At 32.5% G+C, this 19,677-nt stretch carries 16 protein-coding genes and 2 pseudogenes; 7 read left to right on the top strand and 11 right to left on the bottom strand.

Translation table 11 applies throughout. The features are described from left to right. Positions 1-12 precede the first annotated feature (12 nt). On the top strand, positions 13-504 hold the full coding sequence (gene pssA / locus I6L50_RS19100; protein ID WP_002085344.1) for a CDP-diacylglycerol--serine O-phosphatidyltransferase: 492 nt from the start codon (positions 13-15) through the stop codon (positions 502-504). 448 nt (positions 505-952) lie between these two features. Here the strand turns inward: pssA and I6L50_RS19095 are convergent, their stop codons facing one another. Next, positions 953-2,068 (bottom strand): NAD(P)/FAD-dependent oxidoreductase, encoded by a 1,116-nt coding sequence (locus tag I6L50_RS19095; protein WP_219302391.1) that lies wholly within the window; start codon positions 2,066-2,068, stop codon positions 953-955. Positions 2,069-2,194: 126 nt separating this feature from the next. Then, positions 2,195-2,848 carry a YdeI/OmpD-associated family protein gene (locus I6L50_RS19090; protein ID WP_219302389.1) on the bottom strand — a complete coding sequence of 218 codons (654 nt, stop codon included), beginning with the start codon at positions 2,846-2,848 and terminating at the stop codon, positions 2,195-2,197. Positions 2,849-2,991: 143 nt separating this feature from the next. On the opposite strand from I6L50_RS19090, the gene I6L50_RS19085 reads away from it, so the two are divergent. After that, complete coding sequence (locus tag I6L50_RS19085; RefSeq protein ID WP_219302388.1) at positions 2,992-3,174, top strand: hypothetical protein; 183 nt, start codon at positions 2,992-2,994, stop codon at positions 3,172-3,174. A gap of 19 nt (positions 3,175-3,193) precedes the next feature. Here the strand turns inward: I6L50_RS19085 and I6L50_RS19080 are convergent, their stop codons facing one another. The 3 genes and pseudogenes from I6L50_RS19080 to I6L50_RS19070 all read right to left on the bottom strand — a co-directional run bounded on the left by I6L50_RS19080 (position 3,194) and on the right by I6L50_RS19070 (position 5,351). Next, complete coding sequence (locus I6L50_RS19080) at positions 3,194-3,961, bottom strand: arylamine N-acetyltransferase family protein (protein ID WP_219302386.1); 768 nt, start codon at positions 3,959-3,961, stop codon at positions 3,194-3,196. 192 nt (positions 3,962-4,153) lie between these two features. Continuing rightward, a pseudogene (locus I6L50_RS19075) lies at positions 4,154-4,505 on the bottom strand (DUF4180 domain-containing protein). Between the two features lie 171 nt (positions 4,506-4,676). After that, on the bottom strand, positions 4,677-5,351 hold the full coding sequence (locus tag I6L50_RS19070; RefSeq protein WP_137077452.1) for an HAD family hydrolase: 675 nt from the start codon (positions 5,349-5,351) through the stop codon (positions 4,677-4,679). Between the two features lie 462 nt (positions 5,352-5,813). Here I6L50_RS19070 and I6L50_RS19065 point away from each other — a divergent pair, with 462 nt between their 5' ends. Together I6L50_RS19065 and I6L50_RS19060 are read left to right on the top strand one after the other, a co-directional pair. Then, positions 5,814-6,479: a response regulator transcription factor gene (locus I6L50_RS19065; protein WP_000800741.1), complete on the top strand. Its 666-nt coding sequence runs from the start codon at positions 5,814-5,816 to the stop codon at positions 6,477-6,479. Continuing rightward, entirely contained in the window at positions 6,472-7,944 is a 1,473-nt protein-coding gene (locus I6L50_RS19060; protein WP_219303725.1) for a sensor histidine kinase, read from the top strand. The genes I6L50_RS19065 and I6L50_RS19060 overlap by 8 nt, the downstream gene beginning before the upstream one ends. A 57-nt stretch (positions 7,945-8,001) precedes the next feature. Here the strand turns inward: I6L50_RS19060 and I6L50_RS19055 are convergent, their stop codons facing one another. Further along, positions 8,002-9,294 carry a hypothetical protein gene (locus I6L50_RS19055; protein ID WP_219303724.1) on the bottom strand — a complete coding sequence of 431 codons (1,293 nt, stop codon included), beginning with the start codon at positions 9,292-9,294 and terminating at the stop codon, positions 8,002-8,004. Between the two features lie 469 nt (positions 9,295-9,763). Here I6L50_RS19055 and bla point away from each other — a divergent pair, with 469 nt between their 5' ends. After that, positions 9,764-10,699, top strand: coding sequence for a class A beta-lactamase (gene bla / locus I6L50_RS19050; RefSeq protein WP_219302385.1), 936 nt, complete (start codon positions 9,764-9,766; stop codon positions 10,697-10,699). A gap of 239 nt (positions 10,700-10,938) precedes the next feature. Here bla and gerXC read toward each other — a convergent pair. The 5 genes and pseudogenes from gerXC to I6L50_RS19025 all read right to left on the bottom strand — a co-directional run bounded on the left by gerXC (position 10,939) and on the right by I6L50_RS19025 (position 17,260). After that, positions 10,939-12,098, bottom strand: a pseudogene (gene gerXC / locus I6L50_RS19045) (spore germination protein GerXC). After that, positions 12,085-13,563, bottom strand: coding sequence for a spore germination protein GerXA (gene gerXA, locus I6L50_RS19040; RefSeq protein WP_219302381.1), 1,479 nt, complete (start codon positions 13,561-13,563; stop codon positions 12,085-12,087). The pseudogene gerXC and the gene gerXA overlap by 14 nt, the downstream one beginning before the upstream one ends. Positions 13,564-13,619: 56 nt before the next feature. Continuing rightward, on the bottom strand, positions 13,620-14,699 hold the full coding sequence (gerXB, locus tag I6L50_RS19035; protein ID WP_002085360.1) for a spore germination protein GerXB: 1,080 nt from the start codon (positions 14,697-14,699) through the stop codon (positions 13,620-13,622). Between the two features lie 441 nt (positions 14,700-15,140). Next, a complete protein-coding gene (locus I6L50_RS19030; protein WP_000447830.1) occupies positions 15,141-15,818 on the bottom strand; it encodes an ABC transporter ATP-binding protein in 678 nt (225 codons plus the stop codon). Positions 15,819-15,829: 11 nt separating this feature from the next. Beyond that, positions 15,830-17,260, bottom strand: a complete 1,431-nt coding sequence (locus tag I6L50_RS19025; RefSeq protein WP_219302379.1) for an ABC transporter permease — start codon at positions 17,258-17,260, stop codon at positions 15,830-15,832. Positions 17,261-17,773: 513 nt separating this feature from the next. On the opposite strand from I6L50_RS19025, the gene I6L50_RS19020 reads away from it, so the two are divergent. Next, positions 17,774-18,235 (top strand): GNAT family N-acetyltransferase, encoded by a 462-nt coding sequence (locus I6L50_RS19020; protein WP_002085364.1) that lies wholly within the window; start codon positions 17,774-17,776, stop codon positions 18,233-18,235. A 394-nt stretch (positions 18,236-18,629) separates the two neighbouring features. Continuing rightward, the gene (locus tag I6L50_RS19015; protein WP_219302377.1) at positions 18,630-19,631 is read left to right on the top strand and encodes an alpha/beta hydrolase; all 1,002 of its coding nucleotides are present in this window, start codon (positions 18,630-18,632) and stop codon (positions 19,629-19,631) included. Positions 19,632-19,677: the final 46 nt, after the last annotated feature.

Raw genomic sequence — 19,677 nt, 5'->3', positions numbered from 1 at the left:
GGGGGGACAACCTTGTTCAATCAAATAGTAAAAGCTGTACCCAATTTATTTACGATTGGAAATTTATTGTGCGGTGTTTTTTCAATTACCATGAATATGAGTGACTATTTGGAAGTAGCCTCCATTTTTATTTTCTTTTCAGCTGTTTTAGATCTCCTTGATGGAAGAATTGCGAGAAAATTAAAAGTGAACAGTGAGTTTGGTGTACAATTGGATTCCTTAGCTGATATTGTTAGTTTCGGAGTTGCTCCTGCACTTTTATTTCATTCGATAGCAACACCATCTATTTTAACTTCTTTGGCATTTATCCTTTTCCCAACGATGGGTGCTTTAAGATTAGCTAAATTTAGTGTAAAACCAACCATTGGATATTTTAAGGGATTACCTATTCCAGCTGCTGGATTACCATTGGCCGGTATGGGATTGTTTTCATATAGCAATGCATGGATTACATTAATCCTCGCTCTCTTAATGGTAAGTCCAATTAGGTTTAAAAAACTTTAATTGGGATCCCGTCTATCGCTTTAATTTCATTTGTGGAACGGTTCGCTAATATCCATCAAGTTGAGGGTTTTGATGTTATTCATCATTTTACGAATGCAGCGATGGGACAGGCTTTAAAGAACTTACCTATTGTAATTGCTCATAATAGATTGTGAAATTGAATAGCCTCCAGTTTTTGGGGCTATTGTTTATATTTCTGATATGTATTTTCGCCTCTATATTGAATGAATGAATGAATGAACGAACGAATCAATCTTTCTTCTCTAGTACCTCAAACGATAAAAATGCACTTCGTTGCTATAAAGGGCAAAAAATTTTCGTTTTGTGGATTATTTATTTTCTTAGCTTGATAGCGGTGTGGTGGTACCCCTTGTTTAAAAGAACTCCTACCGCCTAAATAACATAATAAAAAGATTAGGAAATCACTCCTAATCTTTTTTGTTTATTACTATTCCATTGCCCCAGCAACGTCATAATCATTTAAATCTAATTCAATTGGTTGTCCTAATGCCAGTTTAGCAAGTTGAGATCCTAAGTATGGTCCCGCAGTTAAACCTGAAGCACCTAATCCGTTCGCAATGAGTATGCCTTCAAATTTAGGGAGTGGGCCAATAACAGGTAAGAACCCTGGTGTAAACGGTCTAAAGCCAACTCTAGTTTCAATCATTGTACCATCTTCTAAACCGGGCGCTACTGTTAACGCTTTATGGAATACTTCATGTAAACCACCTGCAGTTACACGGTGATCGAAACCAGTATCATTCTCATGCGTTGCACCAATTACGACATGGCCATTGTCAAATGTTAAAATATATTGATCGTTCGGTGGCATAACAACTGGCATATTTTCTGTTGCTGTATTTTCCATTTGCAAATGAACAATTTGTCCTTTTTGGAACGTAACTAAGAAATTAATTCCTAATGGGTTCAAGATTTCGTTCGCCCATGCGCCTGCAGTTACCATTACCTTTTCCGCTACAATTGTTTCGTCATTTACTTTAACTCCCGTGATATGATTCCCTTCACGGACTAATACTGCATCACCTTTTATGAAAGTTGCACCATGTTTTTTCGCAGCGCTTATTAATGCGTTGCGTAATAATCTTCCATTTACTCGTGCAGCGCCACTAATATGAACAGAACTATATTCTTCCGATAATGCTGGGAATAATTTTTTCGTTTCTTCAGCTGATAAACGAGTGATTTCACCAATCTCCGGTGCATCTTCACGGCGTTTATACGCTCGCTCTTCCATTTGATCTAGTTTTTTCTCATCAGTATGTAAACTAATTGCGCCTACACGGTTGTAACCTGTATCCGTTTCACCGTCTTCTTCTAATTGCTGAATTAACGAAGAATAGTAACGTGCACCGCCTTTAACGATTTTATACCATGCTTTATTACGACGTTGCGACAGCCACGGACAGACAATACCTGCTGCTGCATCAGTTGCTTGACCTAAATCTTGACGATCTACAATAGTAACCTTCGCACCAGCCTTAGCAAGATGATAGGCAGTAGATGCCCCTAAAATTCCAGATCCAACTACAATATACGATTTCATTTCAAACACCTTTTCTCTTTTACTAATTATTTAAATATAAGAACATATTTTAGTATACTGAAAGGAATCCTCTTTTCAATGTACTCTTTGCAATTAATTGTTGCATCATTGTGACGTTCCTAATTATTATTTTTTCTTCTTACGGAATAATTCAATTGTTTTATAGCCTTGTGAAAGTATTTCAATCATTTTCTCAAGACGTTTATCGCGTGTTTTTTCTTGTTTCACTGAAAATAAATTACGTGCCCAATCTTTTTGATAACCAGGAGTTAAACTTTGATAAAACTTAAGTTCAGCTGGATGATTAGCCAATAATGCTTCGACATCTTGAATACGATCTGCATAATCAGCAACACATTGACTCGCTGCAGGTGTTTTCTTCGCTTTTTTCTTTTCACGTTTTAAACCTACAACTGTAAAGACATCATCCATACTTACCATTCGCGCAAATTTAATTTCGCTTTCCCACACATATCCATCATCTCCAACGTTTAATGCCGGAAACATCTCATCACGGTGAATAAACGTACTGTAACGAGAATTACCTTTTTTCGGATATGCGAAGAATATATAGCCTTTTTCAATTAGTAATTCTTCATTACTAATAATAAAATTCGTTTGTTTCACCATTTCATCAAGTGTTTCCACAAAAATAAAAATGGCATCGTGTTCTTTTGAAAATGCAGTTTCTTTACCCGTAAAAATGTCATAATCACTTGGTTCGTTAATAACGATCATATTTGTATACTTATTTAGTTTCAATTTATCAATAACTGACATTATAATCTTCCTTTGCATCCAATATTCATTTTATATACTTCTTTATACTGTTCTAGTGTATTATATCTATTAAGAAAATTAAACTTGAAATCGTATCATTCTGTTTCAATAGACCATAATTTTTTACTATAAGGAGTGGTTTTATGTCGTATGTAATCCGAGATGAAGGGCTAGTTTTGCAAGGAGATAATGGAAAAGAGCCAGTCTTTCATACATATGAAGAAGCTGAGGAAACGTTAAAAACGTTAACTATACCGCAGTTTCCGAAACATATTAGACGAAAACCATTTAAACCAAAAATAATAAAAATAGCCGATTCTGAATAAGAACCAGCTATTTTTATATTCACAACTCAATAGCAAATAAAGTATATAAAAGCTCTTTATATTGATTTTCTGTAATTTCACGCTTCGTTTTTTCTCCATAAATAATTTCAGTTAAACTAGTATTCGTTAATGAGACATGGCCAAAGTTCGTCAATTTTACTGCAATGGGTCCTTTATTGAAAATAGATTTCTCATCTTCTATCACTCTTCTTTGAACATCGTTTACTACTGCCTCATCAATAATATGTTTATAAAAAGCATGACAAACTTTCCATTCTCCATCAACATCTATTCTTTCTAGAACATAGTTTCCTTTACTCGTATCTTTTTGTCTTACTCGATACGAACCGTTTTTAGAAGAAACAAGTTCGCCAGTAAACGGTACTGGCACAAGAGGTACTAATGAAGCAATACCTACATCAATTAAGTACCTTACGTTTTCGTAATTTAAATTAATTGTTATATGCCCATCTTCAAGTGCCCAAGCGTTTATATCATTTTTATATACGGTACCTAGTGCGAGTTGTACATCATAACCACTATCTTTTAAAAAATAGTAAAAAAGAGTATTTAATTCATAACAAAGCCCACCTCGAGAACTAGTTAAAATTTTCTCTTGTAAGTTTTTCATAGAAATTGTATTCGCATTACTTGCTATTACATTTAAATTCTCAAACGGGATTGTGTGGGCAAATGCAAAGAGTATTGTACTTAATTCTTCAAATTTTATTTCAGTACGTTTTTCAAGGTTTAATCTTGTAAAGAGTTGATCTTGTAACTTTGTCATATTCAGCACCCCTCTTAATAAGTTATAAATTAAAATAATATATGCTGATTGTAAATTTGAAGGGATATAGTAACAATGTACATTTGCAGTTACTGTACCGGTACAAAATTTAAATTTGAAAAACATATTTATATAAAAATACAAATAAGAGGCACCTTCACGGATGCCTCTTTCGAATTACATTTTATATCTTTATTTCAATGAGCTTAATTTTTCAATTGCTTGTTGCTCAGTTGCTAATAAAAAAATATCCTTACCTTTATTACATTCATAAATAAAATCCTTTAAGCTTTTACTCGTATACATAGAGAAATCTCCAATAATAGTTTATAAACTTTTGAAGAATATCACCCGCAAGCCGTGTTTTTAAGTCAAAGAAGCTTTCACTTATTAATGATTTATTGATAGCAATCCGCTTTGAATCCACTTCATATTGAACTGTTGCCATGAGATCTAATGCAGATTGAACGTCGGATATTAATACTGTATCGTTTCTGACGACGGCAATATTTATTCCGCCAATTACTACTTTCTTTATTTCCATAGTCTCACCCCTCTATAATTTATAAAGTATATATTAAACACGCTGTGTAGATCTTCATTAACACACATAAATGATTTGCCCCTGGCTCAATATCCTTTATATCCTCGTAATTAAATATTGTTTTAAAACTTCTCATACGGTCAATGAAATTAAAGGTAATCTATCTTTTTACTATTTTTGAAAATTTATCTCTCCACAATAACTTAATAAATTATCAAAAGAAGTAATCTCGGCATATGGTTTAGTGTCGGTATTATTCTTAATCATATTAGGATTGAACCATATGCCCTTTATATTTGCATTTTGACAACCAGCAATATCCTTTTCTAAGTCATCTCCAACAAATAATACATCTTCTGATTGTACATTTAGCTTATTTAATGCTAGTTCGAATATACGTTTATCAGGTTTACTAAATCCCACTTCTTCAGAAATAATAATCGTATCAAAATACTCATTTAAACCCGTATTCATTATTTTAGCTTTTTGCCTCTGAGTTGAGCCATTTGTAATAATTCCAACTTTAAAGTGCCTCTTTATATGATTTAAGAAAAGAATAGTATTTTGGTCAATTGAAAAACATTTAGGCAAGTTTTCATTCCAAAAATCTTGGATATAATTGCGTGGCAATCTATATTTCGGCGCGAATTCATCAAATAATGATTCTAAAACTATTGTTTTATCACTAATGCCATATTCTCTTTTATCATATTCTTTGAATTTCTGTAACATATTGTTTTTGACTGTATCACTAACATCCTCATAACACTTCTCTAAAACTAATAAAAACAAGTTATCTACTGCCTTATCCCTATCAAGTAACGTATCATCTAAATCAAATAGCATAGATTTATAACTCCTCAAATAATTTCACAACCTTTCTCACATGATTTAAATAATCCCTTGTTCGCACCTTAGGCCTTTACTAAATTAGCAAAAAAACTACAAAGTTTGTGGCGTACGCTCTAGAATTTCGCTGGCTTCTTTTATATTTAAATTTATCTCCCTTTCCCCTTCTAGTAAAGTATCGAAAGTATATTTTCAAACAGTTAAAAAAGCCACATACATTTTACATTATTATACATTGGTTTTTTGTAAATATTAATCGTTCATCTTTTTATATGATAAGTTTTTTCAAGCACACAAATATTTCTCCATAAAAAAGGAATGTGGGTAATAATCCTTTTTTACGGAGAATACACAATCTTGAAAATGGAGTTAATACGTTAAACGTCCTATTAAGTTTCCTACTGTATCTCCACATAAACTCCAGATAGTAAGGCTATAATGACTACCAGAGGTGATATTATGAAAAACTATCATATTCTCGTGGTAGAAGACGATCAAGAAATTCAGGAATTAATTAAACAATTTTTAATGACACAACAGTATACAGTGGTAGTCGCATCAGATGGATTAGAGGGTATGACACAATTTAATAAGCAATCCTTTGATTTAATTCTTCTAGATGTAATGATGCCCAATCTTAATGGATTTGAAGTATCCAAGATGATTCGAAGTCAGTCAAACGTACCAATTATTATGCTAACTGCATTGGAAGAAGAGGAAGATCAAATGAAAGGGTTCGATCTTGGAATCGATGATTATATAACAAAACCCTTTTCGTTTCATGTTTTGATTAGACGAGTCGAAGCTGTACTTAGAAGAAGTTATGATAAAAATGTAAATAATCATTTGGTATTTAAAGAAGTGCGTATCGATGTTGATGCATATAGAGTATATGTAAATGACGTTGAAATTTTATTAACGACAAAAGAGTTTGAAATTCTACAACTACTATTTCAAAATGAGAGAAAAGTACTCACAAGAGAAAATATCGTAGAAAAAGTTTGGGGGTACGATTATTTTGGAGAAACACGAATAATTGATACACACATTAAAAACCTACGTAAAAAGTTAGCTATCCCTTACATTAAAACAATAAAGGGTATTGGTTATAAAATTGATGAATAGTATTGTGAAAATCATGAAGATGAAGCAAATTACTTATAAACTCTTTATGACTACCTCTCTCATTTTGTTATCCTTTGCAGTATTGATTTATTTAACTTTATACTTCTTTCTCCCTACGTTTTATGAGCAATACAAAACAGATCAACTTCAAACAGGGATAAAAGAAATCATTGATAAATCTAAAGATCTTACGTTTCAAGATGCGATACCACTTTTTGATGAATATGCAAAAAAAAATAATGCGATGCTTTATCTTCAAAATAATGAGGGAATAATTAAATACTCTCCTTCATTTTCTTTTACTCAAAATGGTTCGCAAACAACAGTAGTTACTAGAGCCACACGGTTCGAGAATGCAGGTACCCTTAGCAATTCATATAACGTTACGCAACCAATTCAATTCCAAGATGGTAGTTTAACGCTTATAGTCTTTGCTACATTTCAACCCATTGATGAAGCTTCACAGGTTTTAGTACGCTTTCTCCCCTATATTAGTATCATTGTACTCATAATTGGTGTAGGGAGTGCTTATTTCTATTCCAGGTTTATTACAAAACCACTTATTTATATTAATGAGGGTGCACAAAAGATGGCAAATTTAGATTTCTCCGAAAAAATTGAGGTTCGCTCTACAGATGAGTTAGGAGAATTATCTAATAGTTTGAATGACATGTCTATTAACTTACAACAAGCTATGTTTGATTTAAAAAAAGCAAATCAACAATTAAAAAATGATATTGAAAAAGAACGAGAAATAGAAACAAAACGCAGAGAGTTTTTTGCGATTGTAGCACATGAATTAAAGACCCCTCTTACTGTAATGAAAGGATACTTAGAAGGGATGATATACAATATTGGCCCTTATCAAAATCGTGATCAATATTTAAAGAAAAATCATCAAATTATTGAAAGTATGGAACAATTAGTTCGTGAAATTTTAAGCATGTCGAAATTAGAACAACACACCTTTAAACTAAAAGTAGAAGAAGTTAATCTTTCGAAGTTAATAGATACAATCACAAAAGATCTCGAATTTTTCGCTTCTCAAAAAAGCATCCAAATAATAAAAGAAATTGATTCTGATCTTTCTGTTTATACAGATCGTGTTCTTTTTGAAAAAGCATGTAAAAATATTATCCATAATGCAGTTATGTATTCACCACATAATGAAAAAGTCTATATAAAGTTAAGTGAGGATTCTAAACAAGGTCAAATCAAAATGCAAATTATGAATACAGGTGTCAATATTAAAGAAGAGGATATACAACAAATTTTCAAACCATTTTATCGAATTGAAAAATCAAGGAATCGAAATACTGGAGGAAGTGGTTTAGGGCTATATATTGTTAAACAAATTTTCGAAACGCTAGATATAAAATATTCTATAAAAAATATGGAACATAGTGTACAATTTTGCATGAACATTCCATTATCTAAACAAAAAACAAACAAACTCCCCTCTTAGTAGGACGAGTTTGTTTGTTTTTTGTAGTTTTAGTATTGATATTTTTCGAGTTACTTTTTAAGCAATATTGGGATTAGCTTTTTTACCAATCCACATACCTAAGCCCACCATGCCAAGCCAACAGCAAATTGCTAACATAAACATCAATCGTTGTACGGATAACCCTTCAATCTGCATTTGACCCTTCCCAACAATTGTTTGGAAAAGTTGCGACCATTCGACATCGTAAAACACTCCTACTCCCACAATCACAATCAATATAAAAAATTGTAAAAATATATTCCCCATATTTCTCCATGTTGTGTAAATGAGTAAAGAAAGCTCTCTATGTGTAGCATTCACCATATATACTTTCATATTATTTTGAGAAGAAATACTATTAATGGCATAGCTCCCAAATGTAACGCTAAGGACTATAAATATTGGAGAATAAAACCCGAATATCATGATTAAAGTACTTACTAAAAACAAATGGATTGGATTAACTTTCTTAGCAGCTTTGATATCTAAAAATATGGACATCAAAATCCCTAATAGGTATGGTCCAACTACAATGAAAATACAGGTTAACATGTTATAGAAAGTAAAACTATAAAAAATACCCATCAAAAATAAATATCCATTTCCTAATCCAAGTAAAAATGATTCTGCCTTTAAGCGGATTGGTAAAGAAGATGAAAGTTTATGAAAGAACTTTCCTTTCAACAAACTCAAAAACATGAAACAAATAAGCGCTATAGAAAGTAGAAAAAAATAAAAAATATATTGTTCATTATTTATGTTACGACTTGTTCGAATCAAAAGAATAAGCATTGAGACAAAAAGAAACTTTCCTACAACCGATACGATGGAGATAGGTAAAAGCCCTTTGGCTAACTCTGTTCTCGGCATTTTTTTTATAGCAAAAAGGATACTGATTAAACAAATCCCATATATGCATGTTATCAGCGGCGGCGATAAAAAACTAATCGCTAACAATACGATTATTAGTAAAAGAAAAACGATACAAATAATAATCGCTTGTTGATTTTTAGTATAAATCTTTCCCCCGCCTTCCACATGTAGAAACAATAAAGTACTCGTCATGGTAGAAATTGTACTAACTGCAAAACCAGAAAATAACGCACTTATTTCTAGCCATCTTAAACTCCAGCCAAGGAAAGTAACACTAAGTAATGATACTATCAGAATAGAAACAGTCCAATATAAGGAGCGGTGAATCCCAGCCTTATTCACAATAGGTATCCAGATAAACACACCCGTCATATAAGTTGTATAAAACAAGATTGATGGCCAGTATCCCTCAAAGCCTTTCGAAATCTGTAATCCATAAACAATGTAAATAAGCATGGGTGTAAAGATAGTCGTTATTAGTAGACTAAATGTAGTTATACTTTGCACCACAAGTCTTTTTTGCTTTGTCGTATGTATCGTATAACACCTCACTTAAAATGAAATCAGTAGTTGTTATTACTTATTCTGTCCGAAATGAGGTTGTTATATATGCGCAATCCGATTGAAATTCCCATTACGAGGTAAACTCAATCTAAATCCACATTAAATTAAGTGGCGTGCAAAAAAGGTGGATTTTGTGATTCTTATAAATAAAATTAATGGACATATTCAAAACCTTAATCATAAATGGAACAAATGTGTTACTTAGATTGTCTATTACGTATAAAAAAGGTGCTTTTGGTAGTTCTCTCATTTTGTAATGCAAGAAACACAAGATGAGTGCTATCTGGTACATTTATTAATTGTATCGGTATGTAAAATACCTAAACAAAATCCATATATTCTTGAAAGAGGTTGAAAATGTATGCTAGTTTCAAAGAAGTTTTTTCACATCGCACATTATAAAAAGATGCTCCCTGTAGTATTACTTTCATGTGCAACGCTTATAGGCTGTTCCAATAGTAATATTCAATCCGAACCACCGAAACAAACCAAACAAGAAAATACAGGTAATCATTCTTTTGTAAAGCTTGAAAAAGAATATGATGCTAAACTTGGTATTTATGCATTGGACACAGGTACGAATCAAACTGTTACTTATCGTTCAGATGAACGGTTTGCATACGCATCTACCCACAAAGCCCTTGCTGTTGGAGCACTGTTACAAAAGAAATCAATAGAAGATTTAGATCAAAGAATTAAGTATACTAGCAAAGATCTTGTGAATTACAATCCAATTACTGAAAAATATGTAGATACAGGTATGACTCTGAAAGAGCTTGCGGATGCTTCCATTCGATATAGCGATAATACTGCACAAAATCTTATTCTTAAGCAATTAGGTGGGCCAAGTGAATTCAAAAAATCACTGAGAGAAATAGGAGATACTGTCACAAATCCTGAACGTTTTGAACCAGAATTAAACGAAGTGCAGCCAGGAGACACTCGTGATACTAGTACCCCAAAGGCATTAGCTACTAGTCTTCAAGCATACGCGCTAGGCGATATACTTTCCATTGAGAAACGGAACTTTTTAATAGATTTGATGAAAAGAAATACTACGGGGGACAACTTAATTCGTGCTGGAGTTCCAGGAGAATGGGAAGTAGCCGATAAGACCGGCTCTGGGTCTTATGGAACAAGGAATGATATTGCAATCATTTGGCCACCAAATAAAAAGCCAATTATTCTTGCGATACTTTCTAATCATGCGAAAGAAGATGCGAAATACGATGATAAACTTATTGCAAATGCAACTAAAATAGTGTTAGACGCTTTAAAAGTAACAAATAAATCATAGTAATGAATTTAAGCTGCTCCTACTTTACGGCACATATAGTTTTAAATACTTGTACTTATCTAAACGCTAAGAAATGTAAGCGTGTTTTCAGGCAAAGAAGGAGGCAAAAGCCTCCCTCTTCTCCTAATCGAACTCTCCTCCCATTCCTAAAGAAGACGACGCCACATCGTAGTGGTCTTTCAAGTTCGAATCTCCTATTTAGAGTTAATATTTTACGTTTCCTTTCATCTTCAACCATTCTAATGCTCAATCATATTACGCATATTTTTAGATTTTCCATTTGTAGCTATATTAATCGAGACATTTAAATCTAATTCTTTATTTTGAAGGGATATCCCCCCTCTTTTTTATACTGTTTCCACAATTTAGAATTCTGCCGATATAAGGAATGTGATAACTGATACGTGTCAATCCCTCTTTCGATTCCTTTTCGGTACGTTTTTTTAATTTCTTTTTCAACTTGGTCCTCTGCAATTTTTTTAATATCATTTACAGGCATAGAATTTATTAATTGAAAAATATCAGCATCGAAATGGATGTTCATAAGTATACGTAATTTTCCATTTTTAATAACATGCTTTGTATCTATCTTTGGATTTTTTAATACTATATGTCCAATGATTTTCTTGTTAAATTTTAATAGTAATGGAGCTCGTTTGGTATTTTCATCCGTCCATCGAACCCCAGCAATATCATGGCTGTTTAAATGATTTATATAGGATTTATCGTTTATAAAACCATAACCACTAAATTTTAACATTGGAAATGATGTATGTCCTTTTTTCCAATATGTTTTAGTCGTAGATAAGAATGGAATGCGAGTTGTCATCCCAGGTTCATAATAATTTCTTTGGAATTTATATAAAGGTAAAGGATCTATTATTGTATATTGCTTGGTTATCTCTTTTGGTAAATTAATGATTGTATATAATTGAGAAATATTTAATATATTATTGTTCGCTAATATATTTTCTAAAGGCTCCTTAGTTCCAAATATCCACATAGTATCTCGAAATTGAAAAAAACGAGAAAAAAAATCATTAAATTGATTTAAGTCACCATGTTTTAGAAATCTCTCTGTTACAACAATTGTTTTGAGATGCTCCCATGAGATTTCTTGTTGAGCACCCTTATAAAAATCAAATGCTGCCTCATCTAAAATGGGGCCTTTTCCCTTTCCGATATAGGCCTGGCTATAATTACGGGTAGTGCTCCCTTCTTGTTTAGCTATGTTAGAAAAATTAATAAATTGCGGACGGATGATATAGTTATTATCTTTAAAATCGATACCTAGACTATTTATATACAAAACGTGATGCAACTCTCTTTGATCCCAACACCCTGTTAGAAACGTACACATCATAAAAAGAAATATAACTATTCTTTTATTTTTCTTCATCGGTACTCTCTCTTTTCCTTGTATTATCTTGCGTATGCAATTCTTCAGGTCTTTTTTTCATATACGTGAAAGGAAGTCTAAATGTGGCTGCTAGCATACTTTTAAACACAGGGGGTGAATATGGTGTAAAGAATGGAACTCCAAAAGAGCGTAAATTTACTACATGTATCACCATCACAAGGACACAAAAGATAAATCCTACTATGCCTAATAAAGAAGATACTAAGAATACTACATACCGCAATATACTTATTATTCCTGTTACTGACTGATTAGTTAAAGCAAATGTCGAAACAACCGAGATTGCTATTATAATGACCATAGATGCTGAAACAATGCCTGCACTAATAGCAGCTTGTCCAATAATTAATCCCCCTACAACAGATAATGTTTGACCGAATACGGCAGGAACACGCAATCCTGCTTGTCTCAAAATTTCAAATAAGGTCATCATAATTAGCCCTTCTAAAGGAGCTGGAAAAGGAATCCCTTCTCTTGATAAGCTTAATGTAGCTAGCAACGTATAGGGAATCTGATCTGGATGATATGTAATTAGTGCTATCCAAATTCCTGGAAGAAATATAGAAATTGCTATCCCCAAAAGACTTACAAGTCGTACAAAGCTACCGAATATGTAGAAAAGATCTTGATCTTCAGATGTATTCACAAAAAAAGGAAATGTAACTGGTGCAATTGTCGCTGTTGGTGACCCTTCAACTAGTAAAATAAAACGCCCATATAGCAAACAATTCACAGCATAATCAGGGCGCCCTGTATATTCAACTAAAGGAAATACACTAAATTGATTGTTTGTAATTAACTCTTCAATTTGTGCACTTGAAACAACCCCGTCTATTTTAATTTGTCTTAATTTTAATCGAACTTGATTAATGATATCTTGGGATGCGACATCTTTTAAATACAGGAGTGCTACTTTAGTTTGTGTTCTTTCTCCAATAATAAATTCTTCATAACTAAGAGAACTCGTTTTTAGTCTTTTTCTAATTAATCCTATGTTTGTGTTTAACTCTTCAACAAATCCATCACGTCCACCACGAATGGTCATCTCTGTATTTGTTTGTTCAACTGATCTGGTAGGTATTTGGGCAATATCAACTATATATCCATGTTTAGATTCTTCAAATATAATAAGTAGGTTACCTTCAAATATAATCTGAGAGATAGTTTCATTCGAATTTACCATATCTAATTTCTGTACTGATAACTGGGGAATTAATGTTGAGAGGTTAAACTCTTCTATCGAATTACTTGAAAGCTCTTTGCAAACATGGGATGATGTGGCTTGTTTTAATTTTGTATTGTCAATTAAGTTTTGACAATACATAAACAATACTGAATTCTTTTTTTCTTTCTCATCCAAATCACGCTTTATTACTTTTACATCGTTGCATCCTTCAAACCACTCTAGTGCTATCTTCTCATTTATTTCTAGTCGTTTGTTCATCTACGTTGTCTCCTTCAAACTCAGCAACCTTATATAAAATACATCCTCATACTCTTTTAAGAGCTTTTCTTAAATTTAGCAACCCATACAAACACTATTAGTAAGATAGAAAACAAAAATAGTCCTAATGCTGAAACTGGTAAAATAAATTGAGATACAAACCAATAGAAACTAGAGTCACTGATGGGTAGTATACTTATAAATAAAATACATGAAAGTATTGCAAACATAACCCCATTTCTCGTTTTCCGATTTGTAATTGATAACAAATCTGGAATAAGAAAAACAACAAGTGATAAACGAATAAAGATCCCTACAAGCCACTGATACACGGAGAGAAAGTCTAAATTTTCAATGTACCTTCCTATTGACACAAGTCTCCATTCTTCAAATGCTGGATACCGTTGGTTTGCTGCTACGAAAGGTCCAAATTCTATAATAGCTGCCATAACTGGGCCTATTGTGATACCAATAATAACCATTCCCAAAGCAATCAATTGATATAATTTTACTTTTGAACCAATGTGATGTTGTAAAAAAAGAATAAAAATTAACTCTAGAAATCCTGCTGCAGGATAAACCATCCCCCTAAATACTGGCTTCATTCCATTTTCCATCATTGGCTGAAGTAAAGAATAATCTTTATGCGGAACATTTGCAAACATTACAAAAAAACCAAGTAGGAATACAATAGGTAACAAAACACCTGTTGTAAGTGCAATAGATTGAATTCCTCTTGTAGCATTATAGAGACAAATCATTGAAAAAAGTATTCCTAATACAAAGTGAGGTGTTTCTGGTAAATAAAAAGAGAAAAAGGTTAATGTTTCTTTTAGTGCAACGACACCAATTGTTATTAAATAAATCACAACTATGAATATGATTGGATATACACTGAGTTTCCCAAAATTATTTTTTAACCACGAAAACAAGTGTTCATTTTTTATGTTTCTATATATGATGAATATTAATGAAATCCAAATCAAGTATATAATGCTTACTAATATGATAGAGATCCACGAATCTCTACCTGAGGTATCTAATAACATAGGAATCATAATGACATGATTAATTATCCCAATACTACCAATGAGTATCATAGAAACTTGAAATAAAGTAATTGTTTGCTTAGTCATACATACCACCATATTTTGTAATGAATAAATATTACATAGTATAACTGATACATTGCATCTTTATTCCAAATGGTTAGTGCTTAGAGCCATGGACAATTAAACGCTCTTATTTATAAAATCTATCACATGAGATGTAAGCTAGTTCCTTTTTACAAATAAATAATTAAACGGGACAGTATTTAGATCATACATCTAGATACTGTCCCATTTTTTACATGCAATTCTTCAATGATATAGTAAACCGATCATAACAAAAAGAACCTGTAGAATATACTACAAGTTCTTTTTCAAAAATTGTTAAAAAGGGATTAACAAACTATCTTAACATTCAATACAGGGAGACCATTTTGATTATGGCTTGGTTATATTGTATATCAAATATAAATATTTGAAGAAACTGATTTCGGAAATTATGTGAATTAAAAAACTAGGGTGTTTATATTAAATTTCGTTTACTACCAACTTCTTCTTACTTAAATAGACTGCACGGTCTGATTTTTTAGCAACTTCCTGTGAGTGCGTCACAACAATAATACATTTATTTTCTTTATGTGCAAGTTCTTGAAACAGTTCTATTATATCCATTGCCGTTTCTTCGTCGAGGTTTCCTGTCGGCTCATCCGCAATCAGTAAATCAACATTACAAGATAACGCTCGAGCGATTGCAACACGCTGCTGTTGCCCGCCACTTAGTTGCAGAACATTTCGTTTCGCTTCTACTTCTGTAAGTCCTACTTTCTCTAATAATTCTAACGCCCTTGCCGTTTTATTTTGCACTTTAACACCTGTAATTTCCATTGCTGTTAAGACATTTTGAAGAGCAGTCATATAGGTAATCAAATTATACGATTGGAAAATTACCGATACATTTTGATTACGGTACCGATCCAAACCAATTTTTCGAATATCCTTTCCATTAAATAGTACATAACCATTTTTAGGTATATCTAGCCCACAACCTAAGCTAAGCGTAGTGGTTTTACCAGATCCGGATGGTCCTAGAATCGTGTAGAAATGTCCTTTTTGAAAAGAAAAGTTAACATTTTCTAGTATCGCTACTTTTTTTCCGTTACTTTCATAATAATAATCTAAGTTTTTAAATTGTAAAATCGTCTCCATATCGAGCCTCCTTATTCATCTTTTAAAAGAATTTGTTTTGGATTCAGGCGTAGAATAGATAATGCTGGAAGAAGCGTTGCTAATATAGCAATAGCTAGTCCAATCCCCCCCATTTTCCCTACATCTTCGCCTGTTACACTTACATTAATTTTATCAATGGGATCCTCTTTTTGATTTTGTACAGTTCCACCAGGTCCAGCTACCATTACAGTTCCATTTTGTGGGGTGTTTGTTTCTTCTCCTGCTGTAGCAATTTCACTCGAAAGTAAATTATTCCCTATGAATTGAGAAATTTTTGCTCCTGTTGTTATGGATAATCCAAATGCTAAAATAGCGATACATACTACTTCTACTACGAACTGCGCCATCAGTTTCCACTTTTTCTCTCCAATGGACAATAGAATCCCCATTTCCTTACGACGTGCTTTAATCGATAACATAATGATTAACCCTAAAATAATCGCACCTGCAATTGATACAATATAAATAATCATTTGAGAAGTTGATGAGATATTTTCGATAGGCCCAATCATTTGTTTGTACAACGAATCATGTGCATCTAATTTATAATAATTAAAATCAATATCAGATTTTTTTGCTTCTTCTTTAAATGCTTCAATGTTTTGTGGATCTTTCAAGAAATACACGACTTGAATGCTACTTATACCTTGATCTATTTCTAATTTTTTCATAGTTGAATGCGGCATATATAGTTTATTAGCTGGATCCATTATAGGAGGAGCTTGTTGCCCCATTGCTTGCTCATTCGTTTCATAAATACCGATAATTTCAACCTCCAGGGTTTCCTTCTTATCCCCTGATTGCACTTTAACTTTGTCTCCTACTTTCAAGTTGTTTAATTCCGCTAATCGTTTTTCCATTAAAGCTACATTCTGATCTTTCATCTGTTCTGTAATTGGTTTCCCATCAATGATTTTACTTTTTCCATTCTTAAAGCTTTCTTGTAATGCAGTTTTGCGAACTCCCTCAATCATAAAAGAAGAATTCATATCTATTTCTGTACCGGAGCCTGAACCGCCTCGTACAGCCGCCATTCCCGCCTTACCTTTTCCTTCTTCTTCTCCTTCTGAAGCCCCTACTAGTTTAAGTCCGTCAGAAATTCCCAGAGTGCTAGTTATGTAATTATAGTCTTTTACATACTTTGACTTCGCTAATTGATCTGCTTCTTTTGTATTAAGCTTCGGTGGATTAGGCATCTCTCCAGTTTCCCTAGCTTGTTGACCTAATTTGTCAAAATCAAGACTTAAAGTAACATCTGCACCGAGTTTTTTTCTTGCTGCATCAGCAGCTTTTTTTGATGCATTTTGGATTGCGAATCCTGCCAACACTAAATTTGTAACAATTAGGAAAACTGCCATCAAAATTAATGATGTTCCTACTCTTTTTTTCATACTGAGAATTGCTCGTTTCATAAAGTTCATTTTTTCTTACCTCCTTGATAACTTGTATTCTATATAGGTTATCTAGAGTCTATATGGAGCTAATCGGTAGTTTATCTAGAGATATAAGGAGTTTATGTGTAGTTATTCATTGACCTGGTCAAGAAAGACCGGAACACATATTCAAAAACGTAATCGTTTTTGAATATTGGCAAGGAAGTTATGGCTTTAGATAGCATTGAATGAGAGCATACAAATCCATGCTTATTACGTAATTTCTATACAACAAATAAAAACCACCCTATTTGGATGGTTATATGTGTACTTGTTAAATATGAAAATTCATTAAAGAATATGGAGGTTTATTGAAGTTGGTCGGATTCTCTAATAATAATATTGTGTTAAAAAGCCTAACTTGTAATTTTATAAGTTAGGCTTTTATGCTATCTATAAGAAAAAGTTATAGAGACTCATAATATTTTATAATTTAACCTTTTGTATTTAAACAAGTAAAATAAAAGTAACAAGTGCATACATTAAGGAGGTTTTTTGATAGTGACAGAAACTATAACATTTAGGATTGCAACGGCAGATGATTTAGATGAAATTGTAAAAATGCTTGCTGATGATGTTTTAGGAAATAAAAGAGAGCGCTATGAAACACCACTCCCTGATAGTTATATAAGAGCATTTCATGCTATTGATTGTGATCCAAATAATGAGTTGATTGTAGCGTGTGATGGGATGGAGATTGTCGGTATTCAACAAATTACATTTACGCCTTACATTGTACGTCAAGGGGGGTGGAGAGCTACAATTGAGGGTGTACGGACAGCCTCATCAAAACGTGGTAAAGGTATAGGAAGTAAACTTATTAAATGGGCTATTCAACGTGCTAAATTACGGGGATGTCATTTAGTACAGTTAACAACAGATAAAGAACGACAAGAAGCTTTACACTTTTATAAGAAATTAGGTTTTAAAGATTCTCATGAAGGATTAAAACTCTTTCTCTAATGAATATAGCTATTCATATACCAAAAAGACGTATATTGTAAGGTTAATTAACTATAGGCTTCGAAAATTATGGTAACTATCACTGTATTAAATATACAAATTGACACATTGTCTTTCATATAAATTACGTCACTTCAAAAGGTGTACCTTTTGATACGAAAATAAGCAAGTTAATGTTCTCTTTTATGAATGAGAATATTAACTTGCTTTTTAGGTTTTTGTAAAAGATATTTATAGTTTTATTTTATTGATAGCTTTATAATATAATATACAAATTCCCCACCTGTTTTATAATTCAAGCATCTACTATTAGGAAAAGAGAATATTTTACAATTAATTTACAGCATAAATTTTGTCCATCTTTTAGACGATATGTATTTTGGAGGAGGTTAATTTGATTTTTTCAAAACTCATTGATCGATACGCCTTGTATGATTTGCACAAAAAAAGAAGTGTAAAGTTTCAGTATACTTCTCTTTCTAACACCTCACTATATATAAAGGACATAGAATTTTTTTATAAAGTAAAACCATCTCATATTCATTTTAACATTAAGCATTTAAAACAAGAAAAGGAATACATGGTTGGACAATTCAAATATAAAAGCTCGGTTCAATCTGGTGATTCACGCAACGATTCTGTCACTGGGGAATTATTTTTACATAAAAATGAAGATGCACCTCATGTCATCTTTGTTCATGGTTGGAGAATGGATTCTAACGAACGTGTAAAAAAAATATTCCACGACCATATGACCAACTTGAAGTGGAATATGTATTATTTCACTTTACCATATCATTTTGACAGAAAACCGAACCAATCCCTATATAGTGGAGAGTACATGGTAAGTGCCAATGTTGAACGAACTGTAGAAGCAACTAAACAAGGGGTAGCTGATTTACGAACTTTGATCAAATGGATTAAAGCAAATAAAAATGGTCCCTTGATTTTAATAGGAATCAGTTTAGGTGGAGTTATTACTAACTTAACATCTCTTGTTGAACCAGAAATTGATGTGTTAGCATCCATTTTCTACGCGAATCGACTCTCTTATTCAATTTGGAAGACAAATCCAGGTAAATTTATTAGAGAAGACTTGGAACATCATGGTGTTACGTATGATGATTTAATAGCTTATTGGAAAATCACTGAACCGAGTCAAGCATTACCAAAAGTAAAAAAAGAAAATATTTTATTAATTTCAGGCAAGCATGATCTTTATGTACATTCTGAGGATACGGACTATTTGTGGGAATCCTGGGAAAGACCTACGCGATATATTTATACATGTGGGCATGCCGGGATTGTCCTTAAACGTAAAAAAATTGCAACTGATACTATCAATTTTATTCAGAATCGATTGAACTCCCAAAACTTCCCCAAAGACATACCTTAAAGTGAGGGATTACTAAGTATAGAATCTTATACTTGTAATCTTTCAT

Source organism: Bacillus sp. FDAARGOS_1420, from assembly GCF_019344915.1.
Taxonomy (GTDB): domain Bacteria; phylum Bacillota; class Bacilli; order Bacillales; family Bacillaceae_G; genus Bacillus_A; species Bacillus_A mycoides.
Note: the sequence above shows the minus strand (reverse complement) of the source record. Positions and strands in the feature narration are given on the sequence as shown.

Bases quoted from the DNA above. Each gene is read 5' to 3' on its own strand.
- I6L50_RS19095 (WP_219302391.1), bottom strand. From the start codon at position 2,068: ATGAAATCGTATATTGTAGTTGGATCTGGAATTTTAGGGGCATCTACT.
- I6L50_RS19090 (WP_219302389.1), bottom strand. From the start codon at position 2,848: ATGTCAGTTATTGATAAATTGAAACTAAATAAGTATACAAATATGATC.
- I6L50_RS19085 (WP_219302388.1), top strand. From the start codon at position 2,992: ATGTCGTATGTAATCCGAGATGAAGGGCTAGTTTTGCAAGGAGATAAT.
- I6L50_RS19080 (WP_219302386.1), bottom strand. From the start codon at position 3,961: ATGACAAAGTTACAAGATCAACTCTTTACAAGATTAAACCTTGAAAAA.
- I6L50_RS19070 (WP_137077452.1), bottom strand. From the start codon at position 5,351: ATGCTATTTGATTTAGATGATACGTTACTTGATAGGGATAAGGCAGTA.
- I6L50_RS19065 (WP_000800741.1), top strand. From the start codon at position 5,814: ATGAAAAACTATCATATTCTCGTGGTAGAAGACGATCAAGAAATTCAG.
- I6L50_RS19060 (WP_219303725.1), top strand. From the start codon at position 6,472: ATGAATAGTATTGTGAAAATCATGAAGATGAAGCAAATTACTTATAAA.
- I6L50_RS19055 (WP_219303724.1), bottom strand. From the start codon at position 9,294: ATGCTTATTTACATTGTTTATGGATTACAGATTTCGAAAGGCTTTGAG.
- bla (WP_219302385.1), top strand. From the start codon at position 9,764: ATGCTAGTTTCAAAGAAGTTTTTTCACATCGCACATTATAAAAAGATG.
- gerXA (WP_219302381.1), bottom strand. From the start codon at position 13,563: ATGAACAAACGACTAGAAATAAATGAGAAGATAGCACTAGAGTGGTTT.
- gerXB (WP_002085360.1), bottom strand. From the start codon at position 14,699: ATGACTAAGCAAACAATTACTTTATTTCAAGTTTCTATGATACTCATT.
- I6L50_RS19030 (WP_000447830.1), bottom strand. From the start codon at position 15,818: ATGGAGACGATTTTACAATTTAAAAACTTAGATTATTATTATGAAAGT.
- I6L50_RS19025 (WP_219302379.1), bottom strand. From the start codon at position 17,260: ATGAACTTTATGAAACGAGCAATTCTCAGTATGAAAAAAAGAGTAGGA.